Annotated in this window: 18 protein-coding genes; 8 read left to right on the top strand and 10 right to left on the bottom strand. The window is 71.8% G+C overall.

Annotated elements, in window-relative coordinates:
* Position 1: 1 nt before the first annotated feature.
* Both ACIPTO_RS07195 and ACIPTO_RS07190 read right to left on the bottom strand, forming a co-directional pair.
* On the bottom strand, positions 2-1,135 hold the full coding sequence (locus ACIPTO_RS07195) for an acyl-CoA dehydrogenase family protein (protein ID WP_401190019.1): 1,134 nt from the start codon (positions 1,133-1,135) through the stop codon (positions 2-4).
* The gene (locus tag ACIPTO_RS07190; protein ID WP_401190017.1) at positions 1,135-2,331 is read right to left on the bottom strand and encodes an amidohydrolase family protein; all 1,197 of its coding nucleotides are present in this window, start codon (positions 2,329-2,331) and stop codon (positions 1,135-1,137) included. Before ACIPTO_RS07190 ends, ACIPTO_RS07195 begins: the two co-directional genes overlap by 1 nt.
* A gap of 86 nt (positions 2,332-2,417) precedes the next feature.
* Between ACIPTO_RS07190 and ACIPTO_RS07185 the strand changes: the two genes are divergently transcribed.
* Positions 2,418-3,935: a class I adenylate-forming enzyme family protein gene (locus ACIPTO_RS07185; RefSeq protein ID WP_401190015.1), complete on the top strand. Its 1,518-nt coding sequence runs from the start codon at positions 2,418-2,420 to the stop codon at positions 3,933-3,935.
* Here ACIPTO_RS07185 and ACIPTO_RS07180 read toward each other — a convergent pair.
* Together ACIPTO_RS07180 and ACIPTO_RS07175 are read right to left on the bottom strand one after the other, a co-directional pair.
* Positions 3,914-4,426, bottom strand: a complete 513-nt coding sequence (locus tag ACIPTO_RS07180) for an EF-hand domain-containing protein (protein WP_366316921.1) — start codon at positions 4,424-4,426, stop codon at positions 3,914-3,916. The two genes, ACIPTO_RS07185 and ACIPTO_RS07180, sit on opposite strands and share 22 nt — an antisense overlap.
* Positions 4,427-4,567: 141 nt before the next feature.
* Positions 4,568-4,954, bottom strand: coding sequence for an STAS domain-containing protein (locus ACIPTO_RS07175; RefSeq protein WP_366316923.1), 387 nt, complete (start codon positions 4,952-4,954; stop codon positions 4,568-4,570).
* A 325-nt stretch (positions 4,955-5,279) separates the two neighbouring features.
* Here ACIPTO_RS07175 and ACIPTO_RS07170 point away from each other — a divergent pair, with 325 nt between their 5' ends.
* Both ACIPTO_RS07170 and ACIPTO_RS07165 read left to right on the top strand, forming a co-directional pair.
* Complete coding sequence (locus ACIPTO_RS07170; protein WP_366316925.1) at positions 5,280-5,861, top strand: sigma-70 family RNA polymerase sigma factor; 582 nt, start codon at positions 5,280-5,282, stop codon at positions 5,859-5,861.
* 158 nt (positions 5,862-6,019) lie between these two features.
* Positions 6,020-7,393 (top strand): zf-HC2 domain-containing protein, encoded by a 1,374-nt coding sequence (locus ACIPTO_RS07165; protein WP_401190824.1) that lies wholly within the window; start codon positions 6,020-6,022, stop codon positions 7,391-7,393.
* 562 nt (positions 7,394-7,955) lie between these two features.
* Here the strand turns inward: ACIPTO_RS07165 and purU are convergent.
* Positions 7,956-8,837, bottom strand: a complete 882-nt coding sequence (purU, locus tag ACIPTO_RS07160; RefSeq protein ID WP_328829953.1) for a formyltetrahydrofolate deformylase — start codon at positions 8,835-8,837, stop codon at positions 7,956-7,958.
* Between the two features lie 223 nt (positions 8,838-9,060).
* Positions 9,061-9,561, bottom strand: a complete 501-nt coding sequence (locus ACIPTO_RS07155) for a hypothetical protein (RefSeq protein WP_366316928.1) — start codon at positions 9,559-9,561, stop codon at positions 9,061-9,063.
* Between the two features lie 117 nt (positions 9,562-9,678).
* Between ACIPTO_RS07155 and ACIPTO_RS07150 the strand changes: the two genes are divergently transcribed.
* The gene (locus ACIPTO_RS07150) at positions 9,679-10,989 is read left to right on the top strand and encodes an ABC transporter substrate-binding protein (protein WP_401190013.1); all 1,311 of its coding nucleotides are present in this window, start codon (positions 9,679-9,681) and stop codon (positions 10,987-10,989) included.
* Between the two features lie 83 nt (positions 10,990-11,072).
* Here ACIPTO_RS07150 and ACIPTO_RS07145 read toward each other — a convergent pair whose 3' ends face one another.
* The gene (locus ACIPTO_RS07145) at positions 11,073-12,794 is read right to left on the bottom strand and encodes a hypothetical protein (RefSeq protein WP_401190012.1); all 1,722 of its coding nucleotides are present in this window, start codon (positions 12,792-12,794) and stop codon (positions 11,073-11,075) included.
* Positions 12,795-12,994: 200 nt separating this feature from the next.
* Entirely contained in the window at positions 12,995-14,380 is a 1,386-nt protein-coding gene (locus ACIPTO_RS07140) for a transcriptional regulator (RefSeq protein WP_328829957.1), read from the bottom strand.
* A 256-nt stretch (positions 14,381-14,636) separates the two neighbouring features.
* On the opposite strand from ACIPTO_RS07140, the gene ACIPTO_RS07135 reads away from it, so the two are divergent.
* From ACIPTO_RS07135 to ACIPTO_RS07125, 3 genes are all read left to right on the top strand, one after another.
* Positions 14,637-15,299 (top strand): bifunctional DNA primase/polymerase, encoded by a 663-nt coding sequence (locus ACIPTO_RS07135; protein ID WP_401190822.1) that lies wholly within the window; start codon positions 14,637-14,639, stop codon positions 15,297-15,299.
* A 93-nt stretch (positions 15,300-15,392) separates the two neighbouring features.
* A complete protein-coding gene (locus tag ACIPTO_RS07130) occupies positions 15,393-16,163 on the top strand; it encodes an ABC transporter ATP-binding protein (protein WP_366316936.1) in 771 nt (256 codons plus the stop codon).
* Entirely contained in the window at positions 16,160-17,767 is a 1,608-nt protein-coding gene (locus tag ACIPTO_RS07125; protein ID WP_401190010.1) for a transporter, read from the top strand. Before ACIPTO_RS07130 ends, ACIPTO_RS07125 begins: the two co-directional genes overlap by 4 nt.
* Positions 17,768-17,864: 97 nt before the next feature.
* On the opposite strand, the gene ACIPTO_RS07120 is transcribed toward ACIPTO_RS07125, so the two are convergent.
* Together ACIPTO_RS07120 and ACIPTO_RS07115 are read right to left on the bottom strand one after the other, a co-directional pair.
* Complete coding sequence (locus tag ACIPTO_RS07120; protein WP_401190820.1) at positions 17,865-18,722, bottom strand: alpha/beta fold hydrolase; 858 nt, start codon at positions 18,720-18,722, stop codon at positions 17,865-17,867.
* A gap of 659 nt (positions 18,723-19,381) precedes the next feature.
* A complete protein-coding gene (locus tag ACIPTO_RS07115) occupies positions 19,382-20,074 on the bottom strand; it encodes a metal-dependent transcriptional regulator (protein WP_366316942.1) in 693 nt (230 codons plus the stop codon).
* Between the two features lie 283 nt (positions 20,075-20,357).
* Here ACIPTO_RS07115 and ACIPTO_RS07110 point away from each other — a divergent pair, with 283 nt between their 5' ends.
* Entirely contained in the window at positions 20,358-21,113 is a 756-nt protein-coding gene (locus tag ACIPTO_RS07110) for an SIS domain-containing protein (protein ID WP_366316944.1), read from the top strand.
* The last annotated feature ends 12 nt before the right edge of the window (positions 21,114-21,125 follow it).

Raw genomic sequence — 21,125 nt, 5'->3', positions numbered from 1 at the left:
GTCAGCGCCCCTTCGGCAGGCCGAGAATCCGCTCAGCGACGATGTTCTGCTGAATCTGCGACGTACCGGCCGCGATGGTGTACGACAGCGACGACAACCGGTCCAGCACCCAAGGCCGCTCCCGATCGAGGGAGTCGGCGCCGAGAACATCCGCCGCCACGTCGTACAGCTCCTGACGGGCGTGCGAGTAGCGGAGTTTGAAGACCGACCCGCCCACACCCGGAACCCCGCCGGAGGCTTCCGCCTCGCTCACGTTCCACTGGGTGAGCCGCCACAGCGCCCGGAACTCCGCGTTCAGCCGGCCCAGCCGCCGCCGGAGCACCGCGTCGTCCCAGCAGCCGTTCCGCCGCGCCTCCGCCGCCAGTTCGCCCAGTACCCGGCGACAGGCGACGACCTCGCCGACGAAGGCCGTACCGCGCTCGTAGGAAAGGGTCACCATCGTGACCCGCCACCCGTCGTTCTCGTCCCCCACCCGGTTTCCGACGGGCACCCGCACTTCGTCGAGGAACACCTCGGCGAACTCCGCGGACCCGGCCAGCGTCCGCAGCGGTCGTACGGTGATCCCCGGCGCGGACATCGGCATCGCGAGCCAGCTGATCCCGCGGTGCTTCGGCGCCGTGGCGTCCGTCCGGACCAACAGCTCGCACCAGTCGGCGACTTCGGCGTGCGAGGTCCAGATCTTGGAACCGCTGACCACGTAGTCGTCGCCGTCCCGCCGGGCACGCGTGCGCAACGCGGCGAGGTCGGACCCGGCCCCGGGTTCGCTGAACCCCTGGCACCACACCTCGTCCCCGCGCAGCACCGGCGGCAGCCAGCGCTCCCGCTGCTCGGGCGTCCCCTCGGCGGCGATCGTCGGCCCGGCGTGCAGCAGCCCGACGAAGTTGGCGCCCACGTAGGGCGCGCCCGCCTTCTCGGTCTCCTCCAGGAAGATCAGCCGGGTCGTCGGGGACGCGTCCCAGTGCACAGGGCCGTACCCGGCGTCGTACAGCATCCGCTGCCAGCCGCAGTCGTAGGCACGGCGGCCGGGCCAGTCGTCCGGGGACGGCCTGGCGGGGAGGGTGGGGAGCACCTTGGCCAGCCACTCCCGCAGGCGGGTGCCGAACTCCTCCTCCTCGGGGGTGTAGGAGAGGTCCATTACCGGTCGAGGTCCAGGCCCAGCATGCGGATCGCGTTGCCCCGCATCAGCTTGTAGACGGTCTCGTCGTCGAGGCCCTTCACATGGTCGAGGGCGACTTCCCTGGTGTGCGGGAAGGTCGAGTCGACGTGCGGATAGTCGGTCTCGAACGTGGCGTTGTCCCGGCCCACGACGTCCAGCGAGGCGACCCCGTGCTTGTCGCGGAAGAAGCAGCAGAACATCTGACGGTAGTAGTACGTCGACGGCGGCTCGGGGATCAGGTCCCGCACGCCGCCCCAGGCGCGGTGCTCCTCCCACACGTCGTCGGCGCGTTCCAGGGCGTACGGGATCCAGCCCATCTGGCCTTCGGAGTAGGCGAGTTTGAGGGTCGGGAACTTCACCAGGACGCCGCTGAAGAGGAAGTCCATCATCGAGGCCATGGCGTTGTTGAAGGAGAGCGAGGCCTGCACCGCGGGCGGCGCGTCCGGGGACGCGGCGGGCATCTGGGAGCTGCTGCCGATGTGCATGTTGACGACCGTGCCGGTCTCCTGGCAGACGGCGAAGAACGGGTCCCAGTAGCCGGAGTGGATGGACGGGAGTCCCAGGTAGGTGGGGATCTCGGAGAAGGTCATCGCCCGTACGCCGCGTGCCGCGTTGCGCCTGATCTCCGCCACGGCCAACTCCACGTCCCACAAGGGGATCAGGCACAGCGGGATGAGCCGGCCGCCGCTGTCGCCGCACCACTCCTCGACCATCCAGTCGTTGTAGGCACGGACGCAGGCGAGGGCGACCTCCTTGTCGTGGGCCTCGGCGAAGGTCTGGCCGCAGAAGCGCGGGAAGGTCGGGAAGCAGAGCGAGCCCTCGACGTGGTTGAGGTCCATGTCCTTGAGCCGCTCGGCCGGGTCCCAGCAGCCGGGGCGCATCTGCTCGCGGGTGATGCCCTCCAGGGTCATGTCGTCGCGGTCGAAGCCGACGGCGGCGATGTTGCGCTTGTACGGGAACTTGAGGTCCTCGTAGATCCACCAGTCGGTGGGCGGGCCCTCCGGGTCCATCGTGATCTGGTACTTGCCCGCCACGTAGGCGAGTTCGCCGATTCCGGCGGTGAGCGGCCGGGGGCCGCGGTCGCGGTACTTCTTCGGCAGCCAGGTCTCGAAGAGGTGCGCGGGTTCGATGACGTGGTCGTCGACGCTGATGATGCGGGGCAGTTCGGTGGTCATGGGTTCCCCTCCGCCGGGACGGTACTTATCTGATGACCCGTCAGATAGCATGTCACCTGACGAGTCGTCAGCCAAGGAGGGGGACCATGAACGAGACGGCGCACTCCCTGAGTTCCTCCCGCACCCTCTGGGACCTGGTCGCGCGCCGCGCCGATCTCACCCCCGACCGCCCGGTGTTCCTCCAGGACGACCGGGCCCTGAGCTTCGGCGGGTTGCGCGACCGCGCGGAGCGGGTCGCGGCCGGCCTGTACGGCATGGGCGTCCGCCCCGGGACGGTCGTCGCCTGGCAGCTCCCCACCCGCATCGAGACGGCCCTGCTCTCCTTCGCGCTGGCCCGCCTGGGCGCCGTGCAGACCCCGGTCATCCCCTTCTACCGCGACCGCGAAGTCGGCTTCGCGCTCAGGGAGTCGAAGGCGGAGTACTTCGCGGTACCGGGCGTCTGGCGCGGCTTCGACCACACGGAGATGGCCCGCCGGCTGGGAGCACGCGGCATCTTCGAGGCGTACGACGGCTCCCGGCTCCCCGACGGCGACCCGGCCCTGCTCCCCGCCCCGCCGTCCGACGGCACCTCCGTGCGCTGGATCTACTGGACCTCCGGCACCACCTCCAACCCCAAAGGCGTACTGCACACGGACCGTTCACTGATCGCGGGCGGCTCCTGCCTCGCCCACGCGCTGCGCCTCACAGCGGACGACGTGGGCTCCATGGCCTTCCCCTACGCGCACATAGCGGGGCCCGACTACACGGTGATGCTCCTGCTGTACGGCTTCCCCGCGGTGATGTTCGAGCAGTTCGCCCTGCCGGACGCCCTGGAGGAGTACCGCAAGCACGGCGTGACGGTGGCCGGCGGCTCGACCGCCTTCTACTCCATGTTCCTCGCCGAGCAGCGCAGACAGCCGGGCGAGAAGGTCATCCCCTCGCTACGCCTGCTCGCGGGCGGCGGTGCGCCGAAGCCGCCGGAGGTCTACCACTCCGTCGTACGGGAGATGGGGGTCCAGCTCACCCACGGATACGGCATGACCGAGGTGCCGATGATCACCATGGGGGCGCCCGACGACACCGTGGAGAACCTGGCGACGACCGAGGGACGGCCGCCGGACGGGATGGAGATACGGATCGCGGCGGACGGGGAGGTCCGGTTGCGCGGGGAGGCCGTGTGCCAGGGGTACCTGGACCCGGCGCAGACCGCCGAGGCGTTCGACGCGGACGGGTTCCTGCGGACCGGGGACCTCGGGGAGCTGACCGCGAGCGGGCATCTGGTTCTCACCGGGCGGCTGAAGGACGTGATCATCCGCAAGGGGGAGAACATCTCGGCGAAGGAGATCGAGGACCTGCTCGCCGCGCATCCGGACGTCGGGGACGTGGCCGTCGTGGGGCTGCCCGACGCCGAGCGCGGGGAGCGGGTCTGCGCGGTGGTCGAACAGGCGCCGGGCGCGGGTGAGTTGACCTTGCCCGCCGTGACGGCCTATCTGCGCGCGGAAGGACTGTCCGTGCACAAGCTGCCGGAGCAGCTGGAGATCGTGGACGCCCTTCCGCGCAACGAGACCCTGCGCAAGGTGCTCAAGTACAAGCTGCGGGAACGCTATTCGGGGACGGTGAAGTAGCGGGCGAAGGAGGAGACGATCTCCGCCTCGCCGACCTTGCCGTCGCTGTCCGTGTCGAGGGCGTCGGCGGCCATCGCGGCGATGTCGTCCGGCACACCGAGGGCCTTCAGGACGCGCACGGTGTCCGCGATCGTGGCCGAGCCGTCACCGTCCGGGTCCGCGATGTCGAGGGCCGCGTGCAGGAAGGGGCGGCCGATCTCGGCGAAGCGCTCCGGGTTGTCGCGCAGCCGCTTGACCGCGCCGCCCACGAACTCCTCCCGGCTGACGCGCTGGTCGCCGTCCCGGTCCGCGATGCCCGCCATGCCCTGCCAGAACGCCTCCGCGCCGATGTACAGGGCCTGGCCCTTGTCGGAGCGGGCCGCCGTGCCGAACTCCGCGAGCAGCGCCTTGGCCGCCGAGTTGAAGTCCTCCCGGTCGATGAACCCGTTGCCGTCCTGGTCGAAGGTGGCGAACCGGGCCGCGATCCGTCGCTCGTACTCGGTGCTGACCATGTCTTTCGGGCCGCCTTACTCATGTGGGGTGCGCTTGGGACGGAGCGTACGACGCCGGGGCGGGTCCGGGAGCGGAAAACGACGCTTGTGCCAAGACCGGGGAAATTCCGAAACAACGACGTCACGCCGGAAACCGCCACGTCACGCCGAGAGGGGGTCCGCCTCGTCCTCGGGCTCGTCCTCTGTGGCCGTCATCACATCGGGGTAGACGTCGAAGAGGCGACGCACACCGAGGGCGCCGAGAACCCGGTTCACATGCGAGCCGTCGACGGCTCCCTGCGCGGGCAGGACCACGCGCAGGTGGCCCTGGCAGGAGCGGATCAGGCGCCGGACGGCGATCAGCACGCCGACACCGCTGGAGTCGCAGAACAGCACGTCGGAGAGGTCGAGGACCAGGCTGTGCTGCCCCTCGGCCACCACGTCGTGCACCCGCTGCCGCAGCACCGGCGAGGTCACCAGGTCCAGTTCGCCGGACACGAGGAGCACGGACCAGCCGCCGCGCCCGCCGTCGTTCACTTTGAAGGCCACCGTCGCGCCTTTCGCTAGCCGGAACTCCCGGAAACCGTCCGGAAACGGAAGTTGTACCTACGCTTCCTTCCAGCGCGGCTGCCCAGCGGCCGTTCCCTGAAACACAGGGACAGAAACGGAAACCGGTCGGAAGAGGCTTGTTTTAGTCGGCTTCGATCCTGTTCGATCAGGTGTGGGCAGGGTAGGCGCAGATCCGCTACCACCTGCGTCGCTTCGGGGGCGTGCAATTGCAGAATGGGGGGTGCGCTGTCGGACGTGCCCACTACATTCGAAGAGACGGTGAGCGCACGCTTGACTCGGGCACAGGCACGGTGAAGGGGGCCGCATGGCGACGAAGGACGCACCGCCCCGTTGGGACCGCAAGATGCAGCAGCGCCTCGCGCGCGGCGAGGCGGCGGCCCTCGGCGAGCTGTACGACCGCTTCGCCTCCCTCGTGCACTCCCTCGCCCACCGCGTCCTGGGAGACGAGCGCGCGGCCGACGGCGTCACCCGCGAGGTCTTCGCCCACGTCTGGGAACACCCCGACGCCTACGACCCCAAGCAGGGCCCGCTGCGTTCCTGGGTGGCCGCGCTGACCCACCGGCTCGCCGTGCAGCGGCTGCGGACCACCGAGACGGCGGCGCTCGCCCGCGAGGGCCGCGACGGCCAGGAATCCGCGGAGGAACTGGAGCGCAAGGTCCGCCGCGCCTCCGTCGCCGCCCGCGCCGACTACATCGTCACGTCGATGCCCGCCCCGCTGCGGGCCGCCCTGGACCTCGCCTACTTCCAGCGCCGTGACTACCGCCAGACCGCCGTCGACCTCGGCGTCACCGAGGACGAGGCCCGCCGCCGCCTGCGCCTCGGCCTCCAGCTCCTGTCCACCGCCCACGACGCCGGCACACCACCGGGAGCGAGGGGTGGCACGTGAGCGACGCGTGGCGGGACGACTTCCAGAGCGCCGAGCGCTACGAGGGGCACGACGGGTTCGGTGAGGGTGAGGGGGTCGTGCCCGCGCAAGGTGGGGCGAGTGGGGCAAGTGGGGCGAGTGGGTCCGGCAGGCCCGGCGGTGCTGAGCACGGCCACCCTGTGAACGACGGCTCCGGGAACGGCGGTTCGGTGAACGACGACGGCGACGGTACGCGCGGCGGGCCGGGCGGTAGCGGCGATTCCGACGGATCAAGTGGATCCGGTGGACCCGACGGGCCCGATGGACCCGGGAGCGACGAGGGCTCGCGCGGCGAGGCCGGTGGCGGTGAGCCGCCGCGCATCCCGATGCCCCGGGCCTCCGTGGAGGACAGCGGCCGTCCGCTGCCCGACCTCGACGCCGCCGCGACCCGGCCCGCGCCGCTGATGCTGGAACACCGGGTGCTGAAAGCGCTGCTCGGCGCGTGGGCGCTGGCCGCCTGCTCGGCGGAGGAGACGGCGGCCGTGGAGGAACACCTCGGCGAATGCGGGTCCTGCGCGGACGAGGCGCTGCGGCTGCGCGGTGCGGTCGGCCTCCTGCACCCCGTCGAACCGCTCGACCTCGACCCCGGGCTGCGGACGCGTGTCCTCACCGGTTCCTTCGACCGCCGGCCGCCGCGCATCCCGGTGCCGGAGTGGGCGACGCCGTACGACGCGGAGACGGCGCGGCTGGACGCGCTGCTCCAGGACATAGGTGACGCCGAGTGGCACGCGCCCGTGCGGCTGCGGTGGTTCGACGGCATGGGGCCGACGAGCCGTCGTACGACCGTCGCCGGGGTGATCGCGCATCTGCTGACCGTCGACGGCCTGGTCGCGGCGGCGCTCGGCCTCGACGACCCGCTCACCGGGGAGACCGCGAAGCCGTCGACGCCGGCGTCGCGTACGGAGGCGTACTGGAAGTCCTCGCACTTCCCGCCGACCCGGTCCATCCGCTCGCCGTGGCGCGAGCAGAGCCACAACATCGTCCGCACGGTGTCCTTCACCGGCGGCAGCACCGGCGGACTGGCCGTGTCCTACGGCGATTTCGAGCTTCCGCTGCACGATGCGATGCTCGACCGGGCCTTCGAGTGCTGGATCCACGCGGGGGACATCGCCGAGGCCGTCGACTATCCGTACGGGCCGCCGTCCCCGCGTCATCTGAACCGGATGATCGATCTCGCCGCGCGCGTGCTGCCGTCCGCGCTGGCCGCACGGCGTCAGCTCGGACTGGCCTCGCCGGTGAGCGGGCGGCATCTCGTCGGTGCGGGGGAGGCCGGTCGGAGTCTTCGGCTGGAGATCGAGGGGCATGGCGGAGGCGAGTGGCTGATCTCCCTCGACTCGCCCGGCGCGGTGGGGTCGGCGGAGCGGGAAGTCGCCCATGTCGCCCTGGACGGCGTCGAGTTCTGCCATCTCGCCGCCGGGCATGTCTCCCCGGAGGAGGCGGCCGCGGGACAGCTCGGCGACCGGGAGGCGATCCGGGACGTGCTGTTCGCCACGGCGTCGTTGAGCCGGATGTAGGGGTGGGGCGGGGGCGGGTTTGGCGGGGGTTCGCGGGCGAGTGCGGGTGCGTTTTGGGCTGGTCGCGCAGTTCCCCGCGCCCCTAAGAGGGCGTCCGGCTGAGGATGGGTGCGGGTAGTCCGTGGCTGGTCGCGCAGTTCCTCGCGCCCCTGGGAGAGCGTCCGTGCGAGAGCGGGTGCGGGTACGTGGGGGCTGGTCGCGCAGTTCCTCGCGCCCCTAGGAGGGCTTCTGTCTGAGGACGGGTGCGGGTAGTCCGTGGTTGCTCGCGCCGTTCCCCGCGCCCCTGGGAGGGCTTCTGTCTGAGGGCGAGTGCGGGTAGTCCGTGGTTGTCTGGGGCTCTTTGGGATCCGGGGCCCGTTTCAGGGGCGCGGGGAACTGCGCGACCAGCCACATCGGACGCGCACGCAGTTCGAGACGCGCACCCCCCTCTGGGGCATGGGGAGCCACGCCGCGCTTCGACCCCGCGAACCCGAATCCCCTCAGGGGCGCGGGGAACTGCGCGACCGGCCCCTACCTGCCCGCGGCCGCAGCCGCAGCCGCACCCGGAACCCCCGGGGCGCTCCTAGGCGAACACGACCGTCCGGCGTCCGTTCAGGAGGATTCGGCGTTCCGCGTGCCACTTGACGGCCCGCGCCAGCGCCTGGCATTCGACATCGCGGCCGATCGCCACCAGCTGGTCCGGGGTGACGTCGTGCCCCACCCGCTCGACCTCCTGCTCGATGATCGGCCCCTCGTCGAGGTCGGCGGTGACATAGTGCGCCGTCGCCCCGATCAGCTTCACACCCCGCAGATGAGCCTGGTGATACGGCTTCGCGCCCTTGAAGCTCGGCAGGAAGGAGTGGTGGATGTTGATGATCCGTCCGCTGAGCGCCTTGCAGAGGTCGTCGGAGAGGACCTGCATGTACCGCGCGAGGACGACGAGTTCGACGTTCTCCTCGCGGACCAGGTCGAGCACCCGCGCCTCCGCCTCGGCCTTGTTCTCCTTCGTCACCGGAATGTGGTGGAAGGGAATGTGGTACGACTCCACCAGCTCGGCGAAGTCCGTGTGGTTGGACACCACCGCGGCGATCTCCACCGGCAACGCCCCGATCCGCGCCCGGAACAGCAGGTCGTTCAGACAGTGCCCGAACTTGCTGACCATGAGCACGACCCGCATCCGGTCCGCGGCCCGGTTGATCTGCCAGTCCATGTGGAAGGAGTCACCGATCGCCGCGAAGCTCGCCCGCAGTTTCTCCGCCGTCACCGGCGACTCCGCCGAGAAGTGGACGCGCATGAAGAACAGTCCCGTGTCGTGGTCACCGAACTGCTGGCTGTCCTCGATGTTGCAGCCGGTCATGAAGAGGTAGCTGGACACGGCGTGCACGATGCCCTGCTTGTCGGGGCACGACAGGGTGAGGACGTACTGGTCGGCGTCGGCCGCGGCGGGGGTGGACTGCGCGTTCATGCCGGACAGGGTCCCATATCCCCCTGAGCGGCCACATCACCGTCCGCCACCCGGACCCGACCGGGCACGAGGAACCGCCCGCCCGAACCCGAATCCCCTCGGGGGCGCGGGGAACTGCGCGACCAGCCACAACGCACGGCACCAGCACCCACGCCCACACCGGACGACGGACCCGCCGACGGACCCGGAATCCACCCCGCCGTCCGCGCACGCGGACCCGGCGTTACGCGGACCGCGCCATGATCTGCAGGACCTCCAGCGTCCGCGGCGGCGCGTCCGGGTCCTCCCCGTCGCTCACCGCCATCCGCACATGCGCGTCCCGCGCCGCCCGCACGGCCTCCGGCCACGCCTGGTGGTCGACGTACGCGGAGACCTGCGCGTCGGGGCCCACCTGGTGCATGATCCGCAGGACGCGCAGGACGGCGGTGTCGACGAGGGCCGCCTCCTGGGAGTCGCGGAAGATCGTGCCGACGTACTTCTCGGCGGACCAGTTGTCGAGCCAGGTGTCCTCGACGAGGCGGTAGACGGCGTCGGTGACGTCGCCGTATCCGTCGACACCCGCCAGCCAGACGTTCTGCTGGAACACCGGGTCGGAGAGCATGTGCAGCGCGGAACGCACGTTGCTGCGCCAGCGCCACCAGGGCATGTCGTTCAGTGGCATGCCGCCCATGGTGGAGGAGCGACGGGGGCGACGGGAAGAGTTCTCCGAACCTTGCACGGTCATCGATCGTACGTTCCTTGTCACACGCACAGGAACACCCCCCGTAATTCACCCCCACGTCACTGTCTGTTGACCCCGATTCACTCCTCGGTTCGCGGTGTGGCGGAAGCGTGTGTGGACATGACCGGCAGGCGACGCAACCGCAGCACCTTCCTCCCCGTCCTCACCCGGCCCGTCAGAGCGACCGCCCTGTCGGCGGCGGCCCTGGGGGCGTGTGCGTCCCTCCTCGCCGGGTGCGGGGTCATCCCCGGTGTCACGGGGGGCTCCGGGGGCGACTCCATCACCGTCATGACCTGGGCGCCGTGGGACACCAGCGCGACCAACAAACCCGGCATGCCCGCCATGGCGACGGCGTACGCGAAGTGGATCAACAAGCACGGCGGGATCAACGGCCGCAAGCTCAAGGTCCTGACCTGCAACGACCACAACACGAGCGTGTCCGCGGCGAAGTGCGCCCGGGAGGCGGTGACGGAGAACGTCGTCGCGGTGGTCGGTTCCTACAGCGAGTTCAGCGACTCGTTCTTCGCCCCGCTGGAGGGCGCCGGCATCCCGTACATAGGCGGCTACGGCGTCACCACCGAGGAGTTCACCCGCGCCCTGTCCTACCCCGTCAACGGCGGCCAGCCGGCGCTACTCGCGGGCCTCGGCAAGGAACTGGCCCCGGCCTGCGGCCCGGTGACCCTCGTACGGCCCGACTCCATCGCGGGCGACGACCTGCCCCCGCTGCTCAACGCGGGGCTCGCGGCGGGCGGCCACGCTCCGGCGACCGACCAGCTCGCGGCCGACGACGCGACCGAGTACTCGAGTCAGTCGACGCGGGCGCTGGAGAGCGCGAGCGGCGGTTCGGGCAAGGAGGGCTGTGTGGTGCCCTCGCTCGGGGACCGTACCGACACCTTCATGGACTCCTTCCGGCGCGACCGCCAGGACTATCCCGCGGTGCACGCCGCGACCGTGCTCGGCAGTGTCGACCAGACCGAGATCAACTCGACGGGCGGGCAGTCCGGGCCGTACGAGGGGTCGTACATCACCGGCTGGTACCCGGTGGCGAGCGACGCGCGCTGGGACCCGATGAAGAAGGCCGTCAACGAGGTGGCCTTCGGTGACAACCGCATCGATCCCGCGGACGCGGGCGTGCAGACCACCTGGATCGCGTACACCGCCTTCAAGGCGGTCGTGAACTCGCTCGGCAGCGGCGACATCACCTCCGACACCGTGCGCCGCGCCCTCGACGACGGTGTGAAGGTCAACACGGGCGGGCTGACGCCGACCCTCCAGTGGAGTTCCCGCGACAACAATCTCGCGTCGGTCGGCCTGGCCCGCCTGGTGAACGCCTGCGTGACCCTCCAGGTCGTCCGCAAGGGCGTCCTGGTCTCGGCGAAGAAAGGCTTCTTCGACATGACGAGCACGCTGGAGAGCGCCGACCTGGACTAGGGAGATCCGGATCAGGACGATCCGGATCAGGGCGGTGGACGGCTGGGCGGCGCGGGTCCCTTCGGGGCCCGCGCCCGGCGTTCTCAGAGCTGTGTCGGCTGCCGCTGGGTCAAGCCGTACTTCTTCGCGATCGTGTTCCACAGGGCCGCGGCCTTGACCTTCTGGTTGCTGGCGACGCCGCTTGCCGCGTTGCCCGCCCCGGTCTCGGCGGTGGTGCGGGCCTGGCCCTTCTTGCAGCCGCGCTTGCCCGCGGTCTGGTCGGCCCAGGTCGCGTAGTGGTTGTCGGCCGAGGCGGACGCCTTCCACGCGCTGGTGAGCGCGGTCGTCAGGGCCGCGTTGTCCGGCAGCTTGTCCACGCTGAGCCCGGACAGCCTGGTCACCAGTTCGGCGCGCTGCTTGGCCGCGTCCCGCAGGTCGGAGGCCGATTCGCCGAGCTTGTTGCAGGCCTTCACGTTGCCGACGGCGTTGATCACCGAGGCCCGGCTGCTGCCGCTGTCGGCGAGCAGCTTGTCCAGGGCCACGGCCTGTTCCTTCGCGGCATCCGTGCCCGCCGACGAGGAACCGTCCGTGGCGGCCGACGTCGCGGCCACCGTCTTGTTGTCGTCGCTCTTGCCGCCGCCCCCGCTGAGCAGCGCCCCGGCGCCGACCCCGAGGATCGCGATCCCGATCCCGACCCCGGCGATCAGCGGCACCCGCGAGCGGCGCCCGCCCCGGCCGCCGTCGTCGCCCTGCCCGCCGCGCCGGCCGCCGCCGTCCCCGGGCGGGCTGTACGACGGCTGCGCGTACCCCTGCTGCGCGTACGGCGCCTGGGCCTGCCCGTACCCCGGTCCCTGCTGCTCCGCGCGCGGCGGCTGCTGGAAGCGGGGCATCTGCTGGGTGGACCCGGCGGGCTGCTCGCCCCCGGCGTCGCTGCGGAAGAGGTTGTCGAACTCGGCGGGCGGCTGCCGGTCGTCCGGCCCGCCCGGCCGTCCCCCGTACCCGGGAGCGGCGTCCTGCGCGGGCACGGGCGGCAGGAACTGGGTGGGCTGCGCGTCGGGGTGCGCGGCCTGCGGCATCGGCCCCGCGGGCACCTCGGGCGGCAGCGCCCCGGACGTGACGGGCGGCAGGAACTGCGTCGCCCCCTCGTCCCCGGGCGCGGCCGGCACCGGCGGCAGGAACTGGGTGGCGCCTTCGTCACCGGGCACGTTGGCCACGGCCGGGATGTACTGCGTGGCCCCCTCGTCGGCGGGCGGCAGCGGGGCGCTCGGGAACGCGGACGGCAGGGGGCCGGCGGCCGCCTGGTGCCCTTCGGCCGCGGAACCGCCGTATCCGTAGCCGTAGTTCTGCCCGGCGCCCTGGGATATCGCGGGCGACTGGTCGGCCGCGTAGCCCGCGCCGACGTACCCGGCGGCGGGCTCCTGGGCGTACCCCGACGGGTACTCCTGGGCGTACGACTGCTGCTGCACGCCGTAGGCCGCGTGCTGGGCGCTCTCCTCGGGCAGCGCGCCCGGCTGGGCCGGGATGCCGTCCTGGGCGCCCCACGCGGGCTGCTCGGGGGCGCCGCCCCATTGCTGCCGGGGCTCGCCCCAGCCCTGGCCCGGCGGCGGGGCCGGGCTCTGCTGCTGGTCGTGCTGGTCCGGGCCCCACGGCCCGCCCCACGACTGGCCCCTGGTCGGGGGTGCTATCGAGGGCTGCCCGCCCGACTGCTGGTCACCGCGTCCGCCCGTCATACCCGGAAGGAGGGGTTCACCTCCGTCGGAGGGCAGCACGATGCCTTCGCGCGCGGGTCGCGCCGAGGGCTCCTCGCCCTGTCCACTCTGCGTCACCGGGACTCCTACGAATGGGGGACCTACGGGATCGTCGGCTCACGCTACCGGGTACCCCGAGCCCGGTGCCACGCAGCACCGGACCGGACCTGCCGTCTTGTGACGGCCGTAACAGTCCCGGACCCGTATCCGCTCCAAGTGCCGCTGTCCGCACTCCTTTCCGCACCGGAGCGGTGTTCACCCGTCGGTCCCCCCGCCGTTCACGCGGCGGCCTGCAACTCCATCCGTGCCCCGAACTCCCTGACCACCGGCTCGTCCCGGTACGGCTCCAGCCGCTGCTGGAAGTCGTCGAGGTACTCGGCGCCCCGGTTGGAGCGCAGCGAGCCGAGCAACTCCACCGCTTTCAGGCCCGTGTTGCAGGCCTGCTCGACCTCGCGCTGCTGCACCTGCGCGCTCGCCAGCAGGACGTAGCCGATGGCCCGGCGGCGCGCCCGCGACTCCGGGTGCCCGTCCAGCGACTCCTGCGCGCACCGCGCCGCCGCCTCGGCCTGGCCCAGGTCGCGGTGGCAGTGCGCCAACTCGTCGGCGAGATAGGCCTCGTCGAAGTGCCCGATCCACGCCGGGTCGTCACCGGACGAGGGATCCGCCGCGTCCAGCGCGCTCACCGCGCGCCCCGACGCGAGCTGCGCGGACCGCGCGTCCCCCATCAGGGCGTGCCCGCGCGCCTCCGCCGCGTAGAACATCGCCTCGGCCCGCGGGGTCACGCGCCCCCGCGCCCCCTCCTGCGCCGCCCGTGCCAACTGGGCGATCTCGCGCGGGTTTCCGAGCTGTGCGGCGAGGTGGCTCATGGACGCGGCGAGCACGTAGCCGCCGTATCCCCGGTCCCCCGCCGCCTGCGCGAGACGCAGCGCCTGGATGTAGTACCGCTGCGCCAGGCCGGGTTGACCGGTGTCGACGGCCATGTACCCGGCGAGTTCCGTCAACCGGGCGACGGCGGCGAAGAGTTCACGCCCCACGGCTTCCCGGTACGACCCCGCCAGCAGGCCGGAGACGACACTGTTGAGGTAGTGCACGACGACCGGGCGCACATGACCGCTGCCGTACTGGTGGTCCAGGTCGCTCAGCGCCTGGGTCATCGCGCGCACGGCCGCCACGTCGGACTGCCCCACGCGCGGCCCCGCCGCACGGGCGACCTGCGAGTCCGGCGAGGAGATCAGCCAGTCACGGCTCGGTTCGACCAGCGCGGAGGCGGCGACCGACGAACCGGACAGGAAGTCCCGCCGTCCCACGTCACTGCGCCACAGCTCACACACCTGCTCGATGGCCCCGAGGACGGTCGGCGAGAACTGCAGGCCCACGCCCGACGCGAGGTTCTTGCCGTTGGCCATGCCGATCTCGTCGATCGTGACCGTCCGGCCCAGCTTGCGGCCCAGCGCCTCGGCGATGATCGCCGGCGCCCGCCCGCGCGGCTGCTGTCCCCGTAGCCAGCGGGCCACGGACGTCTTGTCGTAGCGCAGGTCGAGACCGTGCTCGGCGCCGCACATGTTGACCCGGCGGGCCAGCCCGGCGTTCGAGCACCCCGCCTCCTGGATGAGCGCCTGCAGCCGTTCGTTCGGCTGCCGCGCGACAAGTGGCCTTGCGGCCATGGCGTACCCCCTGGGAACAACCCCTGAAGCGAAAAGATCCGGCCGTGAAGATCAATGCCCAGCGAACATGGCGAAAATGCGAAGCATGCGAGGAATGCCGGGGTGAAAGCTGGAACCCGCCCCACAGGTGGCTACCCACGTCCCGCTGCCGTTCCTCCCGCGCGCCCCCGCACATGCCTCCATGCGCCCCGGTTGCGGAATCGATGCCCCACCCCCGCGCGCGCTACGCCCGTAACTCCAGGTGGACGCGGGAGTTGTGTTGGGCGTGGACGAGACGATCGCGGGCACCGATGCCGCTCAGATTCCGAAGCAGCGCGGGGAATCGCTGCTGGAGACAGCCGTACGCTACGCCGAGGAGCGCCACTGGGACGTCTTCCCCGGCACCTGGCTGGAAGCCGTCGACGGGGTGCAGCACTGCTCCTGTGGCGACACCGCGTGCGCCGCACCCGGCGCACACCCGGCGCGTGAGGACTGGGCGACCCAGGCGACGGGCAGTGCGACGGTCGCGCGGCGGATGTGGCAGAAGCAGCCGGCGTCCTCGATTCTGCTGCCCACGGGGCGGACGTTCGACGCGATCTCCGTCCCGGAGAGTTCGGGATTTCTCGCGCTGGCCCGGATGGAGCGGATGGAACTGACGCTCGGGCCCGTGATGGTGACGCCGGCGCGGCGGATGGAGTTCTTCGTGCTGCCGGGCGCGTCGGTGAAGGTGCCCGATCTGGTGCGGCGGATCGGGTGGTCGCCCGCGTCGCTGGATCTGGTGGTGCTCGGCGAGGGTGGATACGTGGCCGCGCCGCCCACGCGGTTCGGGTCCCGGGGCGCGGTGCAGTGGGCCTGCCGGCCCACCGCCGCGAACCGCTGGCTGCCGGACGCCGAGGAGTTGATCTCGCCGCTCGCCTACGCGTGCGGACGGGACCGGTAGGCCGGCGGGGGCCGGGCGGGGCCCGCGGCGGAGCCGTAGGCCGGCGCTGTCCCGCGCCCCTCGGGCGGGAGCCCTGACCGTAGGCTGCACGGCATGACGTCGGCTGTGAGTGTGCGTGGGCTGTGGAAGCGGTTTGGGCAGCAGGTTGCTGTCGCCGGGATCGATCTCGAACTGCCCGCGGGGAAGTTCATCGGGCTGGTCGGGCCCAACGGGGCCGGGAAGACCACCACCCTCTCCATGGTGACCGGCCTGCTGCGGCCCGATCAGGGGGCCGTCGAGGTCGTCGGGCACGACGTCTGGACCGACCCCGTGGCCGTGAAGGCGCGGATCGGGGTGCTGCCCGAAGGTCTACGGCTGTTCGAGCGGCTCTCGGGGCGTGAACTCCTCGGCTACAGCGGGCGGTTGCGCGGGCTGCCCGGTGCCGAGGTGGACAAGCGGGCCACGCAGTTGCTCGACGTGCTCGATCTGGCCGGGGCCCAGCACAAGCTGGTCGTCGACTACTCGACCGGGATGCGCAAGAAGATCGGGCTCGCCGCCGCTCTCCTCCACAACCCCGAAGTCCTGTTCCTGGACGAGCCGTTCGAGGGCGTCGACCCGGTCTCCGCGCAGACCATCCGGGGCGTCCTGGAGCGCTACACCGCCTCCGGCGCCACCGTCGTCTTCTCCTCCCACGTCATGGAGCTCGTCGAGTCCCTCTGCGACTGGGTCGCCGTGATGGCGGCCGGCCGCATCCGCGCGCAGGGCACGCTCGCCGAGGTCCGGGGCACGTCCCCCACGCTCCAGCAGGCGTTCCTCGAACTCGTCGGCGCCGGTGCCCGCGACCACGGTTCCGACCTCGACTGGCTGGGCGGCGGCGCCCGATGACCGACACCACGGCACCCGCCTCGATCCTCCCGGTCGTCGTCCGCCTGAAGCTGTCCCTGCTCCGCAACGGCCTGCGCCAGTCCGGTGGCCGCCGGGCCGCGTACGTCGCCTCGGCGGTCGTGGCGCTGCTGATCGCCGCCCTCCAGCTGATCGGGCTGATCGCGCTGCGCGGGGACGCGAGCGCGGTCTCCGTGGTCGTCCTCCTCGCCGCGGTCCTGGGGCTGGGCTGGGCGGTGATGCCGCTGTTCTTCCCGTCCGGCGACGAGACCCTCGACCCGACGCGCCTGGTGATGCTGCCCCTGCGGCCCCGGCCCCTCGTACAGGCGCTGCTGGCGGCCTCGCTGGTGGGGATCGGGCCGGTGTTCACGCTGTTGCTGCTGCTGGGGTCCGTGATCGCGGTGGCGCACGGGCCCGCCGCGTACGTCACGGCGGTGGCGGCGGTCGCGCTCGCGCTGCTGATCTGCGTGGCCCTCGCGCGGGCGGTCGCCGCCGCCAACATCCGCCTGCTGACCAGCCGCAAGGGCCGCGACCTCGCGGTGCTCAGCGGGCTGGTGATCGCGGTCGGCGCGCAGCTGGTCAACTTCGGTGTGCAGCACCTCGGTTCGTCCGGCCTGTCCCGGCTCGACCCGGTGGCCGAGGTGGTGCGCTGGGTGCCACCGGCGACGGCGGTCGGCGCGGTGGACTCGGTGAGCAGGGGTTCGTACGGCCTGGCAGCCGCCCAACTGGTCCTGTCCGTGGCCGCGTTGGCGGCCCTGATCCTGCTCTGGTTCCGCAGCCTGACCAAACTGATGACGGCACCGGACGGCTCCACGATCCAGTCCGCGGAACCGGCGGCGAAGGACAGGGCGTCCGCGGGCGGCCTGTCCCGCCTCCTCCCGTCGGGCCGCACGGGGACGGTCATGGAACGCAGCCTGCGGTACGTGTGGCGCGACCCCAAGACCAAGGCCGCGTGGGTGACTTCACTGGCGATCGGGCTGATCGTGCCGGTGTTCAACGCGTTGCAGGGCACGGGCTCGGTGTACTTCGCGTGCTTCGCGGCCGGGATGCTCGGCATCCAGATGTACAACCAGTTCGGCCAGGACACGTCCGCGTTCTGGATGGTCGCGACGACGATCTCCACCACCCGGGACGCCTACGTCGAACTCCGGGCCCGCGCACTGGCGTTGCTGGTGATCACGCTGCCGTACGCGGCACTCGTGACCGTCCTGACGACAGCGCTGCTCGGCGACTGGCAGCGGCTCCCCGAGGTCCTCGGCCTGTCCTTCGCCCTCCTCGGCGCGATGCTCGCCACCGGCGCCTGGACCTCGGCCCGCTTCCCCTACTCCATCCCCCAGGGCAGCCACAAGAACGTCGCCCCCGGCCAGGCAGGCCTGGCCTGGATCTCCATCTTCGGCGGCATGATCTCGGCGGCCCTGCTCTGCGCCCCCGTCATCGCCCTCACCATCTGGGCCAACGTCAGCGCGGACGGCGACACATGGAGCTGGCTGCTGCTCCCGGTGGGCGCGGCCTACGGAGCGGCGATCACCTACGCGGGCCTGCGCCTGGCGGCCCCGGGCACGGCCAGGCGCCTGCCGGAGATCCTCGCGGCCGTCAGCAAGGGATGAGCGGCTTCCTCGGGGGCGCGGGGAACCGCGCACCCCGCCACGACGCACCCGCACCACCCGCCCCGCGGCTGAGGCCCTCAGCCCCTGGGCGCACGCCTCACACCAGTACGCCGTCGAGAAACGGCTCGATGGCCGCCCGCCAGGCGTCGGGCTGGTCGTAGAACACCAGATGCCCCGCGTCACCCACCTCCGCGTACTCCCCCCTGGGCAGGACCCGCACCATCTCCTGTGCCTCCGCCCGCCCCAGCTCGCCGTCCAGCCCGCGCACCACCAGCGCGGGACACCGCACCTGGGCCAGCTCCTCCCAGTGCGCGTCGTACACCCACGTCTCCCGCGACTTCAGCATCTGCTCGGGCTCGAACACCGGCCGCCAGCCGTCCGCGGACTCCTGCATGACCTCGGCGTAGAACTCGCCCCGGGAGGGATGCGGCCGCTCCACCCACGGATCGTCCTCGCCGAACCACTTGCGGACGTCGGCGAGCGTGGCGAAGGGAACGGGCCAGGACCTGAACCAGTCGGCCCACTCCCGCTGCGAGGCCGCGCCCAGCGCGGACGCCCGCATGTCGCAGATGATCAGCCCCCGCACCAGATCGGGTCGTTTCGCCGCCAGCTGCCACGCCGTCAGCGCACCCATCGCGTGGCCGACGAGGACGACCGGCGCCAGCCCCAGCTGCTCCAGCGCGGCCTCCGCGTCCTCGACGTAGGCCTCGCGGGTGAAGGCCGCCCGCGGCGGCTTCTCGCTCTGGCCGTGACCGCGCTGGTCGAGTGCGACGGCGCGGTGCCGTTCGGAGAGCCAGCGGGCGGTGGACGCCCAGTGCGAGGCACGGCCCATCAGGCCGTGCAGTAACAGAACTCCGGGTGCTCGCTCGATCTCCCCCGACTTGGGCGGGTCCGCGAACTCCCATGCGGCCAGGCGTACGCCGCCTGCGCCGGTCACGTCGATGCGCCGCGCCATTGGTCCTGGCACCCCCCTAGCTCCGCACGGACCGTGCGCTCCCGCTTCGAGCCCCCGGTCCTGTGAACCACGCTCTGCCGCTTGTGCCGTTGCCCGGTGCTGTGTCTCTCCTCGTCTCTCCTCTTCTGCCCTCGTTCCGCGCTTCTGACCTCTGCCCCGCTCCCCCGTTGCGCGCCGCGTGCCGAGTCTCTTCCCACAGCGCACGCCCCGCGCGTTTCATCCCCCGCAGGTTATCGAATGCGGATTCGAGAATGCCGTCCGCGGCCGCAACACCCCTCGTTCGAGTGACCCGGCGCGAGGAATGATCGCCGTCGCCGAGGGGAGATCTCCAGCGGGGGGCGGACCGCTCGGGGAAAACGGTCCGAGGGGAATGACCTTGAGCGCTCGGGGCTCCGGGTCAGGACCGGGGAGGACAGGCCCCGGCGCCATGCGGCGCCGGGGCCTTCTCCACGTCTTCGGCACATCCTCCCGCCCCCTCACGGTCATATGCCTCACGCGACAGCCTGGCACGGGAAACGTCCGAGCGCTGCGATTCAGCGCACTGAATCTTGGATTCGCCGGGATCGCCGACGGCCCCGCCACGGCACCACAACTGCCCCTCGCGCCCCAGGAGTTGGACGACCCGCAGCTCAGCGCTCGGCGACTCGGCGCTCAGCGGCTCAGCGCTTGGCGACGAACACGTGCGACGCGATCTCCGACTCCAGCTCGGCCGCCTCGCCGCCGCTGCCCACCAGCACCCCGCCCGCCGACTCCGTCACGCTCACCACCGAGCCGGGCTGCACGCCCGCGCGGCGCAGCGTGTACATCAGCTGGGCGTCCGTCTGGATGGGCTCGCCGATCCGCCGTACGACGACGGTCTTGCCGTCCGCGCCCGGGTCCAGCTCGGCCAGCGAGACCATGCCCTCGTCCAGGAACGGGTCCGCGCCGTCCTTCTCGCCCAGCTCCTCCAGCCCGGGGATCGGGTTGCCGTACGGCGACTCCGTGGGGTGGCGCAGCAGCTCCAGGACGCGGCGCTCCACGGCCTCGCTCATCACGTGCTCCCAGCGGCAGGCCTCGGCGTGCACCTGCTCCCACTCCAGGCCGATCACGTCGACGAGCAGGCACTCGGCGAGCCGGTGCTTGCGCATCACGCGGGTGGCGAGCCGGCGGCCCTCGTCGGTCAGCTCCAGGTGGCGGTCGCTGGCCACGGCCACCAGGCCGTCGCGCTCCATGCGCGCCACCGTCTGGCTCACCGTGGGTCCGCTCTGGTCGAGCCGCTCCGCGATGCGGGCGCGCATGGGGACCACACCTTCCTCCTCCAGCTCGAGGATGGTGCGGAGATACATCTCCGTGGTGTCGATCAGTCCGGACATACGTGCCCCTCGATTACCTCTGCCCGAAGCTCGACGGCTCCGCGGCGCGTGCGCTGGCCCTGGACCCAATTCTGACGCATACCACTGACAACCGTGCCGCGCCGCCGAAACCAGCCGGTCACAGCCGCCCCCGGCGCTTCTCCCGGCGGGTTCCGCGCAGGCTCCGCGGCGGGTTCCGCACGGGCTCCGCGGCGGCCCGGGTCGCCATGGTCGCCGTATTGACATCCCGATGGTCCAGACCGCACGGTGATCCGCGACACAACCGCACCGAGGAGGCTTCCGCATGAGCGACCGTACGCCGGCCGGCCAGTTCTTCGACGCCGCGATCACCCTGCTCCAGCGGGTCCGCGACGAAGAGGCCGAGCCCGTCCGGGCGGCCGGCACGCTCCTCGCGGACACCGTGGCCGAGGGCGGGCGCCTGTTCGCGTTCGGCGCCGGGCACTCCTCCCTCGCGGCCCAGGACGTGGTCTACCGCGCGGGCGGGCTCGCCCTGATGAACCTGCTCACGGTCCCCGGGGTCGTCGGCGTCGACGTCATGCCGGCCACGCTGGGCTCCGCCCTGGAGCGCGTCGACGGCCTCGCGAGCGTAGTCCTGGAGACCTCGCCGCTGCGGGAGGGCGACGCCCTGGTGATCATCTCGCTGTCCGGGCGGAACGCGCTCCCCGTGGAGATGGCGATGAAGGCCCGCTCCCTGGGCGTACGGGTCATCGGCGTGACGTCGGTGGCGTACGCCTCGGAGACGACCTCGCGGCACACCTCGGGGACGTACCTCAAGGACCACTGCGACGTGGTCCTCGACTCGAAGATCGCGATCGGCGACGCGGAACTCACCCTCGACACCATCCCGGCCCCCTTCGCCCCCGCCTCCACGGCCGTCACCACGGCCCTCCTCCAGGCGGTCATGGCGACGGCCGCCGCGACCCTGGCCGACCGGGGCATCGAGCCGCCCCTGCTGCGCTCCGGGAACGTGGACGGCGGCCACGCCTGGAACCGCCGGGTCTTCGAGGAGTACCGCGACCGGATCTACTACCAGTACTGAGCGGCCTCTTCC

Source organism: Streptomyces sp. NPDC090083, from assembly GCF_044747445.1.
Taxonomy (GTDB): Bacteria; Actinomycetota; Actinomycetes; order Streptomycetales; family Streptomycetaceae; genus Streptomyces.
Note: the sequence above shows the minus strand (reverse complement) of the source record. Positions and strands in the feature narration are given on the sequence as shown.

What these genes read in the sequence shown, in the direction of transcription:
- ACIPTO_RS07110 (WP_366316944.1), top strand. Translation starts at nt 20,358, where the DNA reads ATGAGCGACCGTACGCCGGCCGGCCAGTTCTTCGACGCCGCGATCACC.
- ACIPTO_RS07140 (WP_328829957.1), bottom strand. Translation starts at nt 14,380, where the DNA reads ATGGCCGCAAGGCCACTTGTCGCGCGGCAGCCGAACGAACGGCTGCAG.
- ACIPTO_RS07130 (WP_366316936.1), top strand. Translation starts at nt 15,393, where the DNA reads ATGACGTCGGCTGTGAGTGTGCGTGGGCTGTGGAAGCGGTTTGGGCAG.
- ACIPTO_RS07170 (WP_366316925.1), top strand. Translation starts at nt 5,280, where the DNA reads ATGGCGACGAAGGACGCACCGCCCCGTTGGGACCGCAAGATGCAGCAG.
- ACIPTO_RS07155 (WP_366316928.1), bottom strand. Translation starts at nt 9,561, where the DNA reads ATGACCGTGCAAGGTTCGGAGAACTCTTCCCGTCGCCCCCGTCGCTCC.
- ACIPTO_RS07185 (WP_401190015.1), top strand. Translation starts at nt 2,418, where the DNA reads ATGAACGAGACGGCGCACTCCCTGAGTTCCTCCCGCACCCTCTGGGAC.
- ACIPTO_RS07120 (WP_401190820.1), bottom strand. Translation starts at nt 18,722, where the DNA reads ATGGCGCGGCGCATCGACGTGACCGGCGCAGGCGGCGTACGCCTGGCC.
- ACIPTO_RS07115 (WP_366316942.1), bottom strand. Translation starts at nt 20,074, where the DNA reads ATGTCCGGACTGATCGACACCACGGAGATGTATCTCCGCACCATCCTC.
- ACIPTO_RS07180 (WP_366316921.1), bottom strand. Translation starts at nt 4,426, where the DNA reads ATGGTCAGCACCGAGTACGAGCGACGGATCGCGGCCCGGTTCGCCACC.
- ACIPTO_RS07190 (WP_401190017.1), bottom strand. Translation starts at nt 2,331, where the DNA reads ATGACCACCGAACTGCCCCGCATCATCAGCGTCGACGACCACGTCATC.
- ACIPTO_RS07195 (WP_401190019.1), bottom strand. Translation starts at nt 1,135, where the DNA reads ATGGACCTCTCCTACACCCCCGAGGAGGAGGAGTTCGGCACCCGCCTG.
- ACIPTO_RS07125 (WP_401190010.1), top strand. Translation starts at nt 16,160, where the DNA reads ATGACCGACACCACGGCACCCGCCTCGATCCTCCCGGTCGTCGTCCGC.
- purU (WP_328829953.1), bottom strand. Translation starts at nt 8,837, where the DNA reads ATGAACGCGCAGTCCACCCCCGCCGCGGCCGACGCCGACCAGTACGTC.
- ACIPTO_RS07150 (WP_401190013.1), top strand. Translation starts at nt 9,679, where the DNA reads ATGACCGGCAGGCGACGCAACCGCAGCACCTTCCTCCCCGTCCTCACC.